Origin of the sequence: Peribacillus huizhouensis (assembly GCF_014138605.1) — a bacterium.
In the GTDB taxonomy this organism is placed as follows: Bacteria; Bacillota; Bacilli; order Bacillales; family DSM-1321; genus Peribacillus; species Peribacillus huizhouensis.
Genome location: NZ_JACJHX010000030.1, coordinates 1 through 18,828 on the forward strand (window position 1 = coordinate 1; position 18,828 = coordinate 18,828).

At 34.2% G+C, this 18,828-nt stretch carries 20 protein-coding genes and 1 pseudogene; 16 read left to right on the forward strand and 5 right to left on the reverse strand.

The window, feature by feature from the left end:
* Window positions 1–395 precede the first annotated feature (395 nt).
* Window positions 396–1,034: a cupin domain-containing protein gene (locus tag HNP81_RS22270; RefSeq protein WP_182504046.1), complete on the reverse strand. Its 639-nt coding sequence runs from the start codon at window positions 1,032–1,034 to the stop codon at window positions 396–398.
* A 141-nt stretch (window positions 1,035–1,175) separates the two neighbouring features.
* On the opposite strand from HNP81_RS22270, the gene HNP81_RS22275 reads away from it, so the two are divergent.
* Window positions 1,176–1,643: a hypothetical protein gene (locus HNP81_RS22275; RefSeq protein ID WP_182504047.1), complete on the forward strand. Its 468-nt coding sequence runs from the start codon at window positions 1,176–1,178 to the stop codon at window positions 1,641–1,643.
* 234 nt (window positions 1,644–1,877) lie between these two features.
* On the opposite strand, the gene HNP81_RS24800 is transcribed toward HNP81_RS22275, so the two are convergent.
* On the reverse strand, window positions 1,878–1,949 hold the full coding sequence (locus tag HNP81_RS24800; RefSeq protein WP_182504065.1) for a stalk domain-containing protein: 72 nt from the start codon (window positions 1,947–1,949) through the stop codon (window positions 1,878–1,880).
* A gap of 922 nt (window positions 1,950–2,871) precedes the next feature.
* Window positions 2,872–3,495 (reverse strand): transcriptional repressor LexA, encoded by a 624-nt coding sequence (lexA, locus tag HNP81_RS22285; RefSeq protein ID WP_028390702.1) that lies wholly within the window; start codon window positions 3,493–3,495, stop codon window positions 2,872–2,874.
* Between the two features lie 156 nt (window positions 3,496–3,651).
* On the opposite strand from lexA, the gene yneA reads away from it, so the two are divergent.
* The 6 genes from yneA to HNP81_RS22315 all read left to right on the forward strand — a co-directional run bounded on the left by yneA (window position 3,652) and on the right by HNP81_RS22315 (window position 8,161).
* The gene (gene yneA / locus HNP81_RS22290; RefSeq protein ID WP_182504048.1) at window positions 3,652–3,957 is read left to right on the forward strand and encodes a cell division suppressor protein YneA; all 306 of its coding nucleotides are present in this window, start codon (window positions 3,652–3,654) and stop codon (window positions 3,955–3,957) included.
* A gap of 15 nt (window positions 3,958–3,972) precedes the next feature.
* Window positions 3,973–4,620 (forward strand): YneB family resolvase-like protein, encoded by a 648-nt coding sequence (locus tag HNP81_RS22295; RefSeq protein WP_028390704.1) that lies wholly within the window; start codon window positions 3,973–3,975, stop codon window positions 4,618–4,620.
* Between the two features lie 75 nt (window positions 4,621–4,695).
* On the forward strand, window positions 4,696–4,932 hold the full coding sequence (locus HNP81_RS22300; RefSeq protein ID WP_182504049.1) for a DUF896 domain-containing protein: 237 nt from the start codon (window positions 4,696–4,698) through the stop codon (window positions 4,930–4,932).
* Window positions 4,933–5,099: 167 nt separating this feature from the next.
* A complete protein-coding gene (tkt, locus tag HNP81_RS22305) occupies window positions 5,100–7,106 on the forward strand; it encodes a transketolase (protein WP_182504050.1) in 2,007 nt (668 codons plus the stop codon).
* 317 nt (window positions 7,107–7,423) lie between these two features.
* Window positions 7,424–7,861, forward strand: a complete 438-nt coding sequence (gene sirA, locus HNP81_RS22310; RefSeq protein WP_028390707.1) for a sporulation inhibitor of replication protein SirA — start codon at window positions 7,424–7,426, stop codon at window positions 7,859–7,861.
* An 84-nt stretch (window positions 7,862–7,945) separates the two neighbouring features.
* Window positions 7,946–8,161, forward strand: coding sequence for a YneF family protein (locus HNP81_RS22315; RefSeq protein ID WP_028390708.1), 216 nt, complete (start codon window positions 7,946–7,948; stop codon window positions 8,159–8,161).
* A 718-nt stretch (window positions 8,162–8,879) separates the two neighbouring features.
* On the opposite strand, the gene HNP81_RS22320 is transcribed toward HNP81_RS22315, so the two are convergent.
* Complete coding sequence (locus tag HNP81_RS22320; protein ID WP_028390726.1) at window positions 8,880–9,185, reverse strand: hypothetical protein; 306 nt, start codon at window positions 9,183–9,185, stop codon at window positions 8,880–8,882.
* A gap of 578 nt (window positions 9,186–9,763) precedes the next feature.
* Between HNP81_RS22320 and HNP81_RS22325 the strand changes: the two genes are divergently transcribed.
* The 3 genes and pseudogenes from HNP81_RS22325 to HNP81_RS24805 form a co-directional block, all read left to right on the forward strand.
* Window positions 9,764–10,006, forward strand: a complete 243-nt coding sequence (locus HNP81_RS22325; RefSeq protein WP_028390727.1) for a hypothetical protein — start codon at window positions 9,764–9,766, stop codon at window positions 10,004–10,006.
* Between the two features lie 59 nt (window positions 10,007–10,065).
* The gene (locus HNP81_RS22330; RefSeq protein WP_182504051.1) at window positions 10,066–10,263 is read left to right on the forward strand and encodes a DUF4017 family protein; all 198 of its coding nucleotides are present in this window, start codon (window positions 10,066–10,068) and stop codon (window positions 10,261–10,263) included.
* Window positions 10,264–10,494: 231 nt separating this feature from the next.
* Window positions 10,495–10,644: pseudogene (locus tag HNP81_RS24805) on the forward strand (hypothetical protein); the annotation flags it as partial.
* Window positions 10,645–11,135: 491 nt separating this feature from the next.
* Here HNP81_RS24805 and HNP81_RS22345 read toward each other — a convergent pair.
* Complete coding sequence (locus HNP81_RS22345; RefSeq protein WP_084552235.1) at window positions 11,136–11,300, reverse strand: aspartyl-phosphate phosphatase Spo0E family protein; 165 nt, start codon at window positions 11,298–11,300, stop codon at window positions 11,136–11,138.
* 238 nt (window positions 11,301–11,538) lie between these two features.
* On the opposite strand from HNP81_RS22345, the gene HNP81_RS22350 reads away from it, so the two are divergent.
* The 6 genes from HNP81_RS22350 to HNP81_RS22375 all read left to right on the forward strand — a co-directional run bounded on the left by HNP81_RS22350 (window position 11,539) and on the right by HNP81_RS22375 (window position 18,636).
* Window positions 11,539–12,246, forward strand: coding sequence for a cytochrome c biogenesis CcdA family protein (locus tag HNP81_RS22350; protein ID WP_182504053.1), 708 nt, complete (start codon window positions 11,539–11,541; stop codon window positions 12,244–12,246).
* A gap of 180 nt (window positions 12,247–12,426) precedes the next feature.
* Window positions 12,427–12,786, forward strand: a complete 360-nt coding sequence (locus HNP81_RS22355) for a response regulator (RefSeq protein ID WP_028390730.1) — start codon at window positions 12,427–12,429, stop codon at window positions 12,784–12,786.
* 292 nt (window positions 12,787–13,078) lie between these two features.
* Window positions 13,079–13,567, forward strand: a complete 489-nt coding sequence (locus HNP81_RS22360; protein ID WP_028390731.1) for a CcdC family protein — start codon at window positions 13,079–13,081, stop codon at window positions 13,565–13,567.
* A gap of 226 nt (window positions 13,568–13,793) precedes the next feature.
* On the forward strand, window positions 13,794–14,222 hold the full coding sequence (locus HNP81_RS22365) for a DUF2621 domain-containing protein (protein WP_028390732.1): 429 nt from the start codon (window positions 13,794–13,796) through the stop codon (window positions 14,220–14,222).
* A gap of 137 nt (window positions 14,223–14,359) precedes the next feature.
* Window positions 14,360–15,505, forward strand: a complete 1,146-nt coding sequence (locus tag HNP81_RS22370; RefSeq protein WP_182504054.1) for an exonuclease SbcCD subunit D — start codon at window positions 14,360–14,362, stop codon at window positions 15,503–15,505.
* Complete coding sequence (locus tag HNP81_RS22375) at window positions 15,502–18,636, forward strand: SbcC/MukB-like Walker B domain-containing protein (RefSeq protein WP_182504055.1); 3,135 nt, start codon at window positions 15,502–15,504, stop codon at window positions 18,634–18,636. Before HNP81_RS22370 ends, HNP81_RS22375 begins: the two co-directional genes overlap by 4 nt.
* Window positions 18,637–18,828: the final 192 nt, after the last annotated feature.

Below are 18,828 nucleotides of genomic sequence, written 5' to 3' on the forward strand. Positions count from 1 at the left end.
ACGGGCGCTTACGTTCTACCCCGGCCACTATCAATCTATAAGACTAAATAAAAAATAGTCAACCAGATTTTCTCTGGCTGACCTTATAATACGAACGGGCGCTTTAATGGCATAAGGATCACTAAAATTATGAAAAAACGATACTTCACATCCATAATGGTATTTTACTATGACGTATTCGTTTGTTGTAATTCTATGGCGTGTACTGGAAACATTTATCCTAATGAGGGATGGTTCCTTGCATGTCTCTTTATTTAGTGGGCCAGTAGTTATTAGCCTACGTTCTAAGAAAGTTCTAAATGATTTTTTTGGTATTTACTATGAAAAAGGTTATAAATTAATATCCACCTGATGAAAAAAAGACATGGAGAATCCATGTCGGTAGTGCTCTTTATTTAATATCCCCAATATTGTTGATCATAAGGAAAGTAAGGGGTTTGTTGGTGTTGCTCCATATTTTGTGCTTGCTGATTAAAATAATAAGGTGTATTTTCCTTTTGTCTGCTGCAGTCCTTGTATGGCCCAATATATGTTGTTGGTTTAACTGGTGAAATTACTCGTTTCCATTGATTCTCATCGAGACAATAGGTATTTGACATGATATTTGCAGGAGTGAATTTTAAGATGTCAGAACCTAAAATTACTTCTGGAGTAGGTGCATCAAAAATTGCTAAGAGATGAGTGTTATCAACTGTAGCTACTTCAAAGTGCCACCAACCTTGTGGAACGTTCGCCACTTGTCCAGGTGTAATAGGATAATGGAGAATTTCTTTAGTATATGGGTTCAGAATTGATACTGTAGCAGCACCAGAAATACAATAGACTAACTCTGCTGCATTTTGGTGATAATGCGGTTCCACAATATTATTTACACTAAGAAAAATGTCTAACAGAGACACATTCTCTAATGAATTCAACTGTTTAATACCTAATACGTTAATATAGTTTTTATTATCTTTTTTATATAAGGGACTTCTATTCACGTCAAAAGTGTATTGAGTTGTTGGTGATGTATAATCTATATTTCCAACCATAACATAGTTTCACCTCTTATTATTAACTATAGGCATGTTATGTAAAAGCAATAATAAGGTTCGTATCAATTAAAAAATTCCAGTATTTTACTAATAAAGCTGATATACAAATAATATAATTTAAAAACAAGGGGGGATAGAATGTTTGAACAGGACGAAAGGTTGATTACTGAAAGTATCGATCGTTTAGAAAGTAATGAGCTGTTGATTGTAAGTCAAAAAGAGGAATATATCAAACTTTTAGAGCTACAAGAACAAAAATTTCTCGAAAGAGCTGAAAAGGTAAAGCCAATCATTTCATACCTAAAAAAACATCATTATTCTTTTTATAATAAAAAGTTCGATTGCCGTTCGTATAAAGGCCCAATTATCGGTCGAAATGAAAATGAGGTGTACATTTACGAAGGGGAATGGTCATTGGTTACTTCAAAAAATCTACAAACAGGGAAAAAAGACTCGATGATGATTAAGACCTTTTTAGATGAAAATTCATTTAAGGATGCGATGGATGCTTTATTAGAAACGGCATTTCTGCAAGAGAATGAATTAACAATTGATCAAAAGAAAATAGAGAATGCAAACAAAGATCTCAATAGTGTATTTGGGTAAATCTGAATAAAGAATCTTTATAGAATTGTAGATTCAACATGGCGAAGGGATCTCCACTTATTAACTATTTTAACTGTCAAGAAACTCTTGACAGTTCTTTTCATCTTCAATGCAATCTCCTCCCTATATTATAAAGAATATTAATATTATTTATGTTCAATTGTTTTGGTAAAAAGAAGCTGCTGTCTAAAAGCAAATGCTTTTGGACAGCCACTAAATTTTACTTTGTAATCTTTACTCTCTAGTACTACTATCCCATCGAACATTGGCACCCAATGATTCATTTGTAATGCGTAATGGAACCATAGTTGAGCCATTGGTTATTCCGCAGGTTTTGATAAATCAAACGAAGTAGTATTACCATTTGATTTAATATTAGCTTTTCTATTGCCGATATTTAAAAAATCGTTTTTGCACTTTAGATCCAGTAACTTTTTTAGTGCTACTTTCAAATTGTACAGTAACATCTAATGCCTCAAAGATTGGTCATTGGAACGGGGGTTGTGCCGTTATTATGTAGGCACTTTGATTATAGCTTTGTTTTACACAATTAAGATAAACGCTAGCGCTAACAGTTGCAGGTTTAGCAGGTGTAGATGTGCTAGGTTTAGGTAGTGTTTTTGAAGAACCAAGTCCATTGGTAATTACTCTCCGAAACTTAACCCCCATTTTACAATTAGTCCATCTGTAATGCCCACCATTACTATCGGTACGCCCTAGATGAGCATCTGCTTTAGGTACTTGTGTAGTTACAAGGACTAACGGAAGTAGTCCAATAGAAAGTTTTTTCATACAATATACCACTTATCAAAACATCGATTATATAAAATAATCCTATGAATAGATATATCGATATATTATGGGTGATCTAATATCGAAAAATCCAAACTTCTTAGATTTTTTGTAGCTACATCGTTAGCTGTTGTTTCATGAGGAGTTTCCACATCATCTTTAGCATTCTCTTAAAATGAATATTTTACAAATTTAAGAAGTGATTAATTATCTGTAATAATTCCAAAAAACGGTTCATATGAATGATCTAAGTGAGGTTGTCCAAAAAGACAGGGAAATCTCATGTAAATAGCTTTATTAATACGTGGCTTTATATAGGGAACAAATTGCATCCAAACTCTTCTTAATGTTATTTATTTACATGCGCTGTAGGGAGTACTCAAGATAAGTTGTTATAAAAAAATAAACCTCCTGTAATAAACAGGAGGAAAAAACATTAATGGATTTGGCGGTAAAGTCCAATTACTCTTCCAAGAATTGATACGTTCCCAAGAATGATTGGTTCCATATTGGAGTTTTCGGGTTGTAAACGGATGAAATCTTTTTCTTTAAAAAAGCGTTTAACCGTTGCTTCATCATCCTCAGTCATAGCAACAACAATATCACCATTATTCGCGGTACTTTGTTGCTTCACAATAACATAGTCGCCATCATGGATTCCAGCTTCAATCATACTATCGCCCATAATTTCGAGCATGAAGACATGTTCGTCATGTGTTGCCATCGATTCTGGAAGTGGGAAATACTCCTCAATGTTTTCAATTGCAGTAATTGGTAGACCAGCTGTTACCTTTCCGAGTAAAGGCACATTGATGACGTTGTTTTTTGGTATATTGTGCGTTTCAGATGGATCTAGTATTTCAATGGCACGAGGTTTGGTAGGATCGCGACGAATAAGACCTTTACTTTCTAATCTTGATAAATGACCGTGAACTGTCGAGCTTGAAGCTAAACCAACAGCTTCTCCAATCTCTCTCACTGAAGGTGGATAGCCTTTAGTACGAACTTCGTCTTTAATAAAATCCAATATATCATTTTGCCTTTTTGAAAGCTTAGACATACTTTCACCCCTTCTCTCTTATTCTTGTTTTTATTATATCACGCGAAAAAAAAAGATACAAACATAAGTTCGAATAATGTTGACTAAAAACAGATGTTCGGTATATACTGAGATTAACAAATTGCGAACAGGCATTCGATTTTGGAGGGAATAACGATGAAAAAACTATTAAAAAGTTATACTTATACACTTTCACTAGCAGTAATCGTGTTTATTTTTTCTTTATTTTTCTCAATGAATAAAAATTATGATAACCTTGACAAATATATCTCTATTACAGTAGATCATGGTGATACTCTATGGAAAATGGCTGAAGTATACAAAACAGAAGATTTATCGAGAGATGAGTTCATAAACTGGATTATTACTCATAATGAAATATCTGCAAATTCACTTGTACCAGGAGATTCTATTATTATACCAGTAACTAAAACAAATCTAAGTTTAGCAAGTAAGCAATAAGAAAGTTGGAAATAAATGAGAGCAATTATATACTGCCGTGTTAGTACAGAAAAAGAATCACAAGAAACATCTTTAGTCAGACAGGAAGAAGAGTTGAGAAAACTAGCAAGTAAATCAGAATTTGAAATTGTTTCTGTTATTAAAGAACAAGCAAGCGGTTACGAACTTAATCGTGATGGCATTTTTGAAATGTTAGATATCTTAAAAAAGAAGCAGGCTGACGTTCTATTAATTCAAGATGAAACGAGGCTTGGTCGTGGAAACGCGAAAATTGCCCTTTTTCATGTAATTATTAAGGAAGGTGTAAAAATTTATTCTTTATCACATGATGGGGAAATTGAACTATCTGATTCAGATTCGATGGTCATTAATATTGTCGGAATTGTTGAGGAGTACCAGCGGAAGTTACATAATATTAAAATTAAACGTGGTATGCAGCGGGCAGTTGAAAATGGATTTCGACCACAAAAAAATCTGGCCAATCAAGGAATGAGTGGTGGAAGAGAAAGAAAAGAAGTTCCAATTGAAGAAATAGTAAAACTTCGAAACAACGGACTTACATTTGCAGAAATTGCAGCAACTTTACGAGGATTTGGTTATCAAGTTTCAAAAGCAACAATAAATCGAAGATATTTAGAATACAAAGCTGTAAAAGAAGATTAATCAAGAGCAGAGAACTTGTATTTTCGCTTTTTTTTTTATAACATGACACTATTAAAAGTAAAAGGGAGCGAAAATATGTTATCGAAAGAAAAGTTAGCTCGTATAAATGAACTGGCTAAGAAGGCCAAGACCAGCTCATTGACAGTGGAGGAAGCGAAAGAACAATCTAAGCTGAGAAGTGAGTACTTAGAAACGTTTCGGAAATCTATGTCAAATACGATCGAGCATTTGACAATTATTGACCCAGAAGGAAACGATGTTACACCTGAAAAGCTTAAAAGTATTAAAGATTCAAAAAATCGTTTACATTAATAGATGAAATAAAAAGAATATCGGTTTCGATATTCTTTTTTTGTTTGAAGAATGAGCGGATTATTGAAGGAAGACAGGGCACTTTAATAAAGTATCTGAATTATTGTTGTTTTTATCAAAATGACACTATAATATAGTAAGGGTATACATAAAGGAAGGATGGTTTTATGTTAAACAAAACTGATGCACTTTCAATCAATACAATTCGTACACTGTCAATTGATGCTATTGAAAAAGCAAATTCTGGACACCCTGGAATGCCGATGGGCGCTGCTCCGATGGCTTACACTCTTTGGACCCAGTTTATGAATCACAATCCGAAAAATCCAACTTGGTTTAATAGAGACCGTTTTGTTCTTTCAGCTGGACATGGATCGATGCTATTGTATAGTCTTTTGCATTTATCAGGCTATGATTTATCAATGGATGATATTAAAAATTTCCGCCAATGGGGTAGCAAAACACCAGGTCATCCTGAATATGGACATACTGCAGGGGTAGATGCAACAACTGGGCCTCTAGGCCAAGGTATTGCAATGGCAGTAGGTATGGCTATGGCTGAACGTCATTTAGCAGGAACATATAATCGTGGCTCATATAATGTAGTAGATCATTATACATATGGTATTTGTGGAGACGGGGATTTAATGGAAGGTGTGTCTTCAGAGGCCGCTTCGTTAGCTGCTCACCTTAAGCTTGGTAGAATGGTCGTTTTATATGATTCAAATGACATTTCACTTGATGGGGATTTGGACAAATCTTTTAGTGAAAGTGTTGAAGGTCGTTTTAAGGCATACGGCTGGCAGTATATACGTGTTGAAGATGGAAATGATTTGAGTGAAATCGCTAAAGCTTTGGAATTGGCGAAATCAGATGAATCACGTCCAACACTTATTGAAGTGAAAACTGTTATTGGTTATGGTTCACCTAACCGATCTGGTAAATCATCCTCTCACGGAGCTCCATTAGGTGCTGAAGAATTAAAACTTACAAAAGAGTATTATAAATGGACATTTGAAGAAGATTTCCATGTACCAAATGAAGTATATGAACATTTTAAGAAAGCGGTAGTAGAAGAAGGCGTTAAAAAAGAAGCCGCATGGGAAAGCTTATTTAGTGATTACAGAAGAGAATATCCCGAATTAGCGGCGCAACTTCAAGCAGCAATCAATGGCGAATTACCTGAGGGATGGGATCAAGACATCCCAGTATACGAAGAAGGGAAAAGTCTGGCTTCAAGGGCTTCAAGCGGTGAAGTATTGAATGCTATTGCTTCTAATCTACCAAGTTTCCTTGGTGGTTCAGCTGATTTGGCCGGTTCAAACAACACATTGATTAAAGCGGCTACAGACTTTGTCCCAGGTGAGTATGAAGGTCGTAATATTTGGTTTGGTGTTCGTGAATTTGCAATGGGAGCTGCATTAAACGGAATGGCACTTCATGGGGGAGTCAGTGTGTACGGTGGAACATTCTTTGTATTCTCAGACTACTTGCGTCCAGCAATTCGTCTAGCTGCTTTGATGGGACTTCCGGTAACTTATGTATTCACTCATGACAGTATTGCGGTTGGTGAAGACGGACCTACTCATGAGCCAATTGAACAGTTAGCATCTTTGCGTGCGATGCCAAATCTAGGTGTTATTCGTCCTGCTGATGGAAACGAAACAGCAGCAGCTTGGAGAGAAGCAATTCAATCTAAGAATAAACCAACTGCGCTAATATTAACAAGGCAGAATCTACCTACTCTAAAACATACATCTGAACTTGCGAATGAAGGTGTTAAAAAAGGTGCTTACATCGTTTCTCCTTCTAGCAAAGCAGATGCAGATGTTTTACTACTTGCAACAGGATCGGAAGTTAATTTAGCAGTTGCAGCTCAAGAAAACCTTGCGAAAGAAGGGATTGACGCAGCAGTCATTAGTATGCCGTCGTGGGATCGATTCGAAGCTCAATCTAAAGAATATAAACAAAGTGTCATTAATCCCGCAGTGAAAAAGCGTCTGGCTATCGAAGTTGCGGCTCCATTCGGCTGGGATCGTTATACAGGAGATGAAGGGGAAATTCTTGCAATTAATCATTTTGGTGCATCAGCACCTGGTAATAAAATTATGGAAGAGTTCGGATTTACAGTTGAGAATGTTGTAAATCGAGTAAAAGCACTTTTAGAAAATTAATTTAGAATCAAGGATGTCTCAATAAACCTGCTACTTCAATATACGTAGTTTAAAATAGGTGTTTACAACACTATAAGCTGCTTATATCAAATGAGGTCAATGGTATTTGGGATATCCTTGTTTTGCTGTTTAAATGGTTATTGATTCAAAAAAAGAATATTAATCACTTTCTTATTTTGGTAATATGTACTATAATTGTAATAATTTTTAGAAAAATGATGATTTCGACAAAAAAACAAGCTTTTTTCTCCATCAAACAACATATCTTTTTCACTTTCAAGAATATAATACAAAAAAGAATGTTAGGAGGCAGTTAAATGAGAAGTTATCAAATTTATTTAATCGAAGATGAGTTTGCCCGACATTATTTTGGTAGAGAAAAGATTTTTTTCAATTTGTTTTTGGAGTATATTCAATCATCTAACTGGCATAAGGATATTTTGCAAAAACAAATCGAATATATTACAAAAAAAATTCCTGCTAGCAACATTCATTATTCATTCGAACAAAGTTTACAACGTAAACAAGGATATTTGTCCCAAAATGGGGTATATTATTTAAAAGTAAAGAGTAATAGTAAAGCTACGGTTTATATACATGATCAATCCATTATTTTAAAAGCTGAAGGTGACTTTGACGCGGAAACTACTTTTTTTGAATGCATCCGTAAATGTGAGGCAAGCTTCCTTGCCATTGATTTTGAGAATAAACGCTACGGTTGGTTAAAACCGATAAAAGAAAGAAAATATGGATAAAAGGAGGACATGACCACATGGAGTATTGTATAATAACGATTGGTCTAGTACACTTAATGTAGACAACATGAAGGAGGAAATAATATGCTTTGGCAAATAATTTTAGCCGCAGTATTGGCTTTAATCGCTGGTGTAGCACTTGGCTTTTTCATCGCTAGAAAATATATGATGACTTACCTTAAGAAAAATCCACCGATTAATGAACAAATGCTTAAAATGATGATGATGCAAATGGGAATGAAACCATCTCAGAAAAAAATCAATCAAATGATGAGCGCAATGAACAAACAGGTAAAATAAGAAAACCTTATGAACCTTGTTATATCAACGTTTTGGGAAGATATATCTAAAAATCATAATAGAATCAAGTAGGAGAAGGATTATCTAGACTGTATCTTTCCTCTGATTTCTTATGATTCTTGGTTTATCTTTCATTTTTACACTTTAAACCACTTTTTCTGGATGAATGATTCAGTAAAGGTGGTTTTTTGTAATCCCTATTCTCCCATCCCCTACTTGGAAACTTGCCCATAGCAACGAATTGTGGATGGAACAGAATCCTAATTTAGTGGAGGAGGGACGTCACATGTTAAACTTAGAGGATCAGTATAAATTTAAGAAGATCGTGGAGATATATCGAACGAGGAAACTAACTCAACGAACAACAAAGGACTCCTTAGGGAGTTCACAAAAGAGTAACAGAAAAGTCACTATACGAATCAAATAAAGGTTTTAGAATAGGGAAGGTGAGAAAGGCTAGAACCTATCGTGTACATAGGAGATGGCTGTCAGAGACGGAAAAGGGGATATTACTTGGTCTCGGAGCTATTAGCTTTCTATCTGATTCCTAAGCTTTTCTTTGGTAAATAAAAAACTACTGAGTGATTAAATTTACTCAGTAGTTTCATTTTGTTAAGGGAAGATTTTCTTATTATTAGCTTGAATTCAATTTTCTTACAGCATTTTTCTGAATTCTCTTTAGTTATCTATTTATCCAGAAGTTTAAGTTCAAAACTCATTATCGTTCATGTAATTCACTCAGTAATTGTTCCTTCTTAAACGTGATATTATTTGATGTTTTATCAAAATGATAAATAATAATAATTTCTTCACCATTAGAATTAGAATCTCCTCTTAAAACACCAAAATCTCCATCACCGAAATCAATTATATTTGAATAAGAGAATTGAGGATATGTCTGCTCATTATCATAATAAACTGGGTTTGATTCATTATGACTACAAGTTGCAAGAGCAAGTATAACAGTTAATATAACAAGAGTTATCCGAATTTTTCTTAACTCAGCTGAAGAATTATCGTTCATTCCAACCCCTCCTTATAAAATTATACAATCCCTTTCAATGAATTGATTATTTAATCGTTATTTTGTATTGTGAATTATTCCTAAAAAAACAATAATCTCCAATAAATGTAATGTAGTCAATAAAGTAGATAAAAAGATTATAGCTACAAATAAATTCCAAAATTTACACAATTATAAATAAGACTATTTTACTGTCTTCACGAATGTATTAAGAGCATAGGATTCAGGCCAAAATACATGTAACTAAGAATTATATTAATATTTTTGGAGATGTTCGACTAAGATACCTGTAAATATTGAGAATCCAATGAACCATGAACGTTTTTAATCGGAGAAGCATTCAGGAGGTATGAATAAGTGAATTTTATTACTTTGAGAAGGAAGGGGAATACGAATAGGAACAGAGTTTGATAGTAAGTGTTAACAAGAGATCTATATGAGGGGGAGAAATGGAAAATAGAAGAAAACTTATCAATTCGGAGTTGTAATTACAAATATAAAAAGGAATATCTCTTCGTTTCCTACATAACTATAGAGAATGTACGAGATACTTTAAAAAGGTAAGGGGAGAATCTGTATTGAAACAAATCGTAATCAAAGAAAATATTAAATTCGCTAATAACTATTTATCAAATCTTCATGAAGAAGGAGTTATAGAACCTAATCGAAAAATAAAATATCAGCAAATAGTAAAAGTTAACTACCTCATTCAAAAATACAACTTGGAACCTAACCATAAAATTATCAATGAATATTACAATGATGAAGGGAATCTAGTTAAGCGTGTAGAACATACAGTAGAAGAATACATTCATAAATAAATTGATTAATTAACATAGAGAATCGATATTTGAATGTATGGATGAAGGAGCTGAGACTAATGAAATATATTATTCCGGCATTTTTAGCATACTTAATTGTTTGTATAATTGCTGTATTATCACCAGCATCAGAAGGTTATAATACGGTAGGTTGGAAATTGTTTGTTGGGCAACTTTATGCAATTCCTGTTGTTATCGTAGTAGCTTTGGTCACAGTATATGTAAGCAAAAAACGTTTAAACAAAACGAATAAATAGGTTATGAATAATCATTTAATGAGTATTCATAACCTATTTATAAAGTTAATATATTTGCTTTATCGCTCACGGATAAGTGGGCTTTTTGTTTATTTTTCCAATCTATATTTCAATATAGTAAAATAAGGTGAATTTACATATAATGGATTGATATATTCTGACACCTTTAAATGGTCTAATCTTAGCTGCATTCATACTGTTAACTGTATCTGAAAAGGGTTTAATAAAAAATTTCAATATCAAAAAGAGGGACTTTCCAATGCACACGTAAACAACAAGTATAAACGTGGCGAGTGGATAATCTTATCTTTCTTTTTAATCACTCTAATGTATCTTGTGTATGTAAATTCTCTAAATTCAGCATATATTTTATTACCTTAATACATTTTGATGATATCCTTCCGTACAATCATGGAATGGAAATATCAACGTGAAACTAGAAAGCAATTATTATCCACATCAAACATGGTGGATAGTTTTTTATCTTCTACATTCATTTGGAGTAATTTAGTACCAATCACACTTAAAGAATATTACACTCATGTCATCAGTACTATTCACACAATCTATCATTTGGAATATTGCGAGGCCATTAATCATTACTGCTATTTCAATACTAACATCTTTGTGTTTTTTGTATTGGCATTTAATATTTTCAGATGATGCGAGTTTTGTGTCTTGCTGGTGTAGAAAAAACGAAAAGGCATTGGAGATAGAGTAAAAGACCATATAATAATCTTTTACTAAGAATACATATTTCCCTTAAAATAGCGAATTCGCTATTCCTTTAGAATAGTTGTGGAAAAATTTTAAAACCCGCCTATATAAGTCATAAAGGCGGGTTGTATGTTTTGAATGATTAACTGCTTAAGTTAACCAATTTGTTTTAGGAACAATTGGTTATATTGATTTAGCAGCATGTCCAATTCTTGGCTGTATACGATAGTTATTTGAGAATTAAGACCGTTTTTAGAAACGATTTTAATGAGCTCATTTCGTTTTTTTTCGATAAGCTCGAGAAATTCTAATCGGGTCACAACTGCTAGTCCTTTCTAAACATTAATAGAGAGGTGTTTTTACCTGATGTAATCTTATCCCTAAATATGTATGATACTTACAAATTTTATTATACTAGCTTGTGGAAATAAATTCAAACACTTATTCATTATTTTTAACTTTATGCTTTTTTTGAGATATTCACAATTCAGTAAATATCTTTTTCTTGGATCATTTGGTAGAATAAAGGTAAATTGCTATACATAGGAGTTGACATGATTGAGTGACGTTAGCATTTTACTAGCTTTTGGAGCGGGGTTCCTGAGTTTTATTTCTCCTTGTTGTTTGCCACTTTACCCAGCCTTTTTATCGTACATCACAGGGATGAGTGTCAATGAACTAAAAACAGAGAACGCTATGTTGCAGAAGAGAAGCTTATTTCACACATTATTTTTCTTATTGGGTTTCTCTCTAATATTTATCGCATTAGGATTCACTACTTCCTTTTTAGGTGAATTTTTTGAGAATTATCAAGATTTAATTCGCCAAATAGGTGCTATCATTATAATCTTTTTTGGTTTAGTGATTGTTGGAATTTTTAATTTTGAATTCTTAATGAAAAATAAACGAATTGAATTCAAAAATCGTCCAAGTGGCTACGCAGGTTCAGCATTAATTGGTTTGGCATTTGCTGCAGGATGGACACCTTGTACAGGGCCAATATTAACTGCAGTATTAGCAATGGGTGTTAATAACCCAAATTCCGCTATGTTATACATGATTGCTTATATATTAGGTTTTGCAATTCCATTCTTTATTTTGTCTTTCTTTATCGGGAAAATGAAGTGGATCAAAAAACATAGCCACCGTATCGTCAAAGCAGGTGGATATATTATGATTCTGATGGGAATTGTGCTCTTCTTTGATTGGATGACGAAAATTATCATTATTTTTACCAATCTTACTGGAGGATTTCAAGGTTTTTAATTAGTATTCTAATAGCAATCCACTAATTAGAAAACGGAAAATTCTGGTGAGTGGAATATTTGAATATCTTTTGATATTAAGGTACTCTATAAGAATATGTATTAATGAAAATTAACGAAGTGTGTAGCTGATTTTTTTGGTGTTATTTTTACTTGTTGTATGATTTAGGAGGGTTAAGAAATGGCCAGAATATTAGTAATTGATGATGCGAAATTTATGAGAATGACCCTTTTAAATATATTAAATAAAGCGAATCATATCGTGGTTGGCGAAGGGGAAAACGGTGAAGAAGCAATTGAGCTTTACCGTAAATTACATCCAGACATCGTTACTATGGACATAACCATGCCAATTATGAGTGGCATAGATGCAGTGAAAGAAATAAAAAAAGAGTTTCCACATGCAAAAATAATTATGTGCTCAGCAATGGGACAGCAAAAAATGGTTGTTGAGGCTATTGAAGCCGGTGCGAAAGATTTTATTGTAAAACCATTCGATGAAAATCGAGTGATTGAAGCGATTAGCAGGGTGAGTAATTAACTTTTTTTTGAAGGAAAATGGGACAGTGCTTTAGCCAATCTACATGAAAGATATACATACATTATTAAGAAAGTAATTCAATATCCGATTCCGTACCGCCAATATTGTGATTAGATGAGAGTAGCGTGCTATAGGATGGATCATTCAAGGTGAATGATGTCGTTTTAATATTGTATTCGTTTGCGGTGAAGCCAAACAGTATGAACTACTATGGGAAAGAATTTTTGATAATTGTTTGTAGTAAGATATAATAAGGTCACAAGCAACATACCTTATTAAATAAAAGGAATGAATGGTTATGATTTATATATCATCAGCTGTGGCGTTACTTATGGCCATCACAGTACTTATTGTTCGTTTAAGAGCGTCAAAAAAACCGGTTAACTTGAAAAAAATAGTATTACCTCCGATTTTTATGAGCACTGGAGCTCTTATGTTTCTGTTTCCAATGTTCCGTTTAACTGGTTTAGAAGTCCTTGAAGCAGTGTTGGTGGGGATGTTATTTTCTATATTCCTTATTAAAACATCTAATTTTGAAGTTAGGAATAATGAGATTTATATTAAGCGATCAAAAGCATTTGCTTTTATTCTCATCGGATTACTTATTGTCAGATTGGTTGCTAAATATTTTTTAAGCTCATCAATCGAAGTCGGTCAATTAGGTGGCATGTTCTTTCTTCTTGCCTATGCAATGATTGTACCATGGCGGATTGGCATGTATCTTCAATATCGCAAAATCCATAATAAACATTTTGGAAACGGTAAAATCGCAAAAGTATAAATTCACTAAAAAAGCGGTAGCAACTATTGCTAACCGTTTTTTTAGTGGATTCAGAAAAACCTAAATGATTTAGTTAGAATAAAGAGTCTAAAGATCCAATAACGTTCATAGTCAGGAATACAACAAAATTAGAACCCAATGAAATAATCAGTGTACTGCTTGTCAAGATTTAGCAAAATGACTATAATAATAGTATTAAATATTTAAAAAATTCGGGGTGAATGACGTGCTTGAAGGTTGGTTTTTATGGTTTATCCTTGCATGGACGGTCATTTTGATCACATTAATGGGAATTGGCGGATTCTTCATGTTTCGCAAATTTCTTAAACGTTTTCCTAAAGAAGATGGAAAATCAGATATGGATTGGGAAGAATATTATGTAAGTCAAACTTCTCATTTGTGGACAAGTGAACAGAAAGAATTACTCGAAGATTTAGTAAGTCCGATTCCAGAACTGTTTAGAGATGTTGGTAGACAGAAAATTGCTGGTAAAATTGGAGAATTGGCTATAAAGGAAAAGTCAGAAACAATTACTCAGGATCTAGTTGTAAGAGGCTATATTATCGCGACACCTAAACGAGATCATAAGTTTTTACGAAAAAAATTAACCGAACGGCAAATTAACATGAATCCATATGAACATTTATTTAGTTGAACATGATGAAGTGGACAGTTTACAGGCTGTCTGCTTTTTTGTTGTTTTTAGTAATTCTTTGATATGTAAAATGTGGCGTAACCAACTATATCCGAGTTTTGGTATAATGGGGATACGATAAGGAACGGAGTGATTTTATGAAATTTATTCATACAGCGGACTGGCACTTAGGTAAAATTGTTCATGGTGTCCATTTGACAGAAGATCAAAGGCATACACTATGGCAACTAGTACATGTCATTGAAGAAGAGAATCCCGATGCAATTGTCATTGCGGGTGACTTATATGACCGTTCCGTACCACCTACAGAAGCCGTAGAATTGCTTGATGAAATTTTATATACAATAAATGTGAAAATGAATAAACCAATTATTGCGATTTCGGGAAATCATGACAGTGCTGAACGGTTATCTTTTGGATCGTCTTGGTATCGTCATAGTAATCTATTTATCCAAGGAAAGCTTAATAAGGATTTAATGCCAGTTCAGGTAAACGGAGTGAATTTTTACTGTGTACCTTATGCGGAGCCTGGTGTTGTACGGCAAGTATTGCAAGATGATCGAATCACATCTCATCAAGATGCAATGGCCGCTATTACCTCGAAAATAGAACAACATATTAATCCAAATGAACCCAATGTTTTGGTTGGACATGCTTTTGTATTAGGCGGGAAAACAACGGATTCTGAGCGTGTTCTTTCTGTTGGAGGATCGGGATGTGTTTCTGCAGAAGTTTTTAATGCTTTCGACTACACGGCTCTTGGTCATTTGCATAGTCCTGATGCTCTCAATCATCCTAAGGTTCGGTATTCAGGCTCGTTAATGAAATATTCATTTTCAGAAGCAAAGCAAAATAAATCGATTTCAATTGTGGAAATGGAGGAAAATGGCGATTTTGATTTGAGATATCGTTCACTTTCCCCGAAGAAGGATATGCGAGAGCTGGAAGGCTATATGGACGAGCTTCTTGATTCTTCATTCTATTTATCTCAAAGAACGGATGACTATTTGAAAATTACACTACTAGATGAAGGAGCAATTATTGATCCGATTAATCGCCTTCGAAAAGTGTATCCTAATGTTCTTCATTTAGAAAGAAAATGGGATTTGCTCGACATCCGCAGAAAAGAATCGTTTTCTTCTATTAAGGATGAAAAAAAATCAGAATTAGATTTATTTGAAACATTTTATGCTGAAATGACAGATCGTCAATTTGATCAAAAGAAGCGAGATCTAATGGCTTCAGTCATTAATGCCGTAAAAAAAGAAGGTGTATTGAAATGAGGCCACTTCGATTAATGATGCAGGCATTTGGACCATATGCAGGGAGTGAAATAATCGATTTTTCACAGCTTGGAAATCGAACAATGTTTGTAATTTCTGGGAAAACGGGAGCTGGTAAGACGACCATATTTGATGGAATAAGCTATGCAATATATGGGAAAGCAAGTGGTGAAGATCGAAATGGGCAGGAGCTTAGGAGTCAATTTGCAGCAGATGATCATTTGTCAGAAGTAAGTTTGGAATTTATGCTCCGTGGAAAATTGTATTATATCTGGCGCTCTCCTCAGCAAGAGCGGAAAAAGAAGTCTGGTGAGGGGACGACGACGGTTACGGCGAAAGCAGAGTTATATGAAGTCAAATCGAACGATGAAAAAAAATTGCTAGGTGCAAATGTTCGTGAAGTGGATGAAAAGATTAAGAGTATTATTGGGATTGACGCAAATCAATTTCGTCAAATCTTGATGATTCCACAAGGTGAATTCCGAAAGCTATTAACTTCGGAAAGTAAGGAAAAGGAACAGATACTTCAAAGGCTATTTCATACCGAATTATATAAAACGATTGAAGACAAGTTGAAAGAAGAAGTGACTGAATTAAAAAAGTTAAGCGAGAAAAGCAAGTTAGATAGAATTCGTTATATGAAAGAAATTATAGCAAGTGATAATGAAGAGCTGATAATCGAAATAAATCAAGATGAACCTACTGAGCAAAAGGTCCTGCCACTTCTAGAAAAACAAATAATAAATGACGAATTACAATTAGTTGAACTGCAAACTGTCATTGAAAAGAAACAAAAATCTCGTGATTCGCTTAAAGAAGAATTATTTCGTGCCGAAGAACAAATCAAACGATTTTTGGATTTAGAAAAATTAACCATAGAGAAAGAAAAATTAGAAGCTGTCAAAGTGGAAATTGATCAGCTGAAAATACAAATTTCTAACGCATACAAAGCAGCGAATGCTGAGAAACAAGAACAGTTTTATTTAAGAATTGGTAATCAAGTGAAAGAGTTACAAATGACTCAAGAGCAATTAGAAAAGGAACTTAAACAAAGTGAAGAAAAGAAAAAGAAATTGCAAATGCAATATGATGAAGAGTTAGCCAAGTCTGACAAACGAGAAGAAGCGTCGGTTGCAGTCCATCAACTACAGCAGTTGAAGGAATCAGTTGAAAATCTAACAATTCAAATTCAAAAGACATCACAATTGGAAAAGCAATGGCAGCAAACAGCTAGCCAAATGAATAAGGCAGAAACAGATCTCAGCTCGCTCGAAAAAGAAGAAGATGCTTTGAACGTTATTAAACAAGAATCGGAACAAGCGGCTATTCAAATTGCAGCATTGGAGCGGCAAAAGGATCTCAATGATCAAATTTTATTTGGAATAACTAAACTAATTGAAGTAACAACAACAATGAATCAAGCTAAACAAGCATTAGATCGCAACCAGGTTATTCTGGCAACTTCAGTTAGCAAGCTTGAAAATGAAAAGCAGCAGTTGGACTTATTAAACAAAAAATGGCGTGAAAGCCAAGCTGGATTATTAGCACAAATGCTCGTCCATGGCGAAGCTTGTCCTGTGTGTGGAGGGGCGGAACATCCTAATCCTGCTCATTTTAAAGAAGATATGCCGAATGAAGCGGATATCGATAGACAAACGAATCTTGTCAGAGCTGCTGAACAGAAAAAAGCGCAATCAGAAACAGAATATTATCAAGTAAAATCACAATATGAATCAATCCGAGAGACATACAATGAGCGAGCAGCGGAAGTTCAAGAGCGAATTCCTGAAATGGACTTGAACAGCTTAGCTGAAAATGAAAATGAATGTAAAGAGATTAAAAGCGAATTGGCACGCCGATTAAAGACACTTGCAGATAAAAAAGCACAACTTGGGCAAATTTCCGAAAAGCTTCTTAAGTTAAAAGTGACTAAAGCTGAACTGAAACAGCGCTTGGCAGACTTGAAAAAAACTGAAGATTCTTCCCGTATAGCATATCTAGAGGAAAATGCCAAACTCACATCCTTGAATGGTGCGGTACCGGATACAGTTCGGACGCCTGAAGGATATCAGAATGAGCTAAACAAAGCGATAACGCAACAAAAAATACTGCAACAGGCGTTTGAAAGCACTCAACATGCTTTGCTAACAGCAACAGAGCAAGTGACGATCATCCAAACTAAACGAAATTCCGTTGCTGAAGATTTGGAAAAAATAGTAGTTGAGCTTGATAAAGAGCGAATTCGTTTCAAAGAAGATTTAAAGAAGCAAGGGTTCGATTCTTACGGACAATATACTGCTTCAAAAAAAACAGAATCTGAATTAAATAGTTTAGAGAATCAGGTTCAGGAATATGATAAACAATATCATACAGTAACTGGTCTGCATCATGATCTTGAATTGAAGTTAACTGGTGTTACTAAACCTGACATTTCTGGCTTTCAAAAAACGATTCAAACTGTAGATGAAGATTTAGAGAAACATCGCAAATTGTATAATTTCATCTTTACATCAAAAGAACAGAATATCGTTATTCAAGAGAAAATCCTTTTGATTATCGATGGTCAAAAAGAAATTGATGAAAAATATGCAGTTATTGGTCACCTCCATGAGATATCCAAGGGGCAAAATCCATTTCGTATTACTTTCGAACGTTATGTCCTTGCCGCTTTTTTAGATGATATTTTAAAAGAAGCGAATTTAAGACTAGTGAAAATGACAAGTGGACGATATCAATTATTACGGAAAGTGGATCCGACTAGAAGAAACATTCAAAGTGGATTAGAGTTGTCAGTGTATGATCAATATACAGGACAGGAAAGGCATGTAAAGACATTGTCAGGAGGGGAAAGTTTTAAAGCAGCATTGGCATTAGCTCTTGGATTAGCGGATGTTGTTCAGCAAAATGCAGGAGGAATCTCATTGGAAACAATGTTTATTGATGAAGGCTTTGGCACACTTGATCCGGAATCTTTAGATCATGCGATTGAAACCTTGATGGATATTCAAAGCAGTGGCCGACTTGTTGGGATTATTTCTCATGTACCTGAGCTTAAAGAAAGAATTGACGCTCGTCTCGAAGTCATTGCAACTCAGAAAGGGAGCAGAACAGAATTTCAATTTTCAAATTAATACTAGATAAAAGAAGAAGGGCTATCACAGTAGTCATTTGAATTTCGAAGAGACGATCGTTCCAATGATCGCCTTAACTTTAGAACTCATCTTTTAACTACGGACACATTCAGTAGACAAACGCTTTATACTTGGTGAAGGCTGTTTAAAATCAGCATATAGCGGATCAGTCAACGTTTTAACGAGCTTATC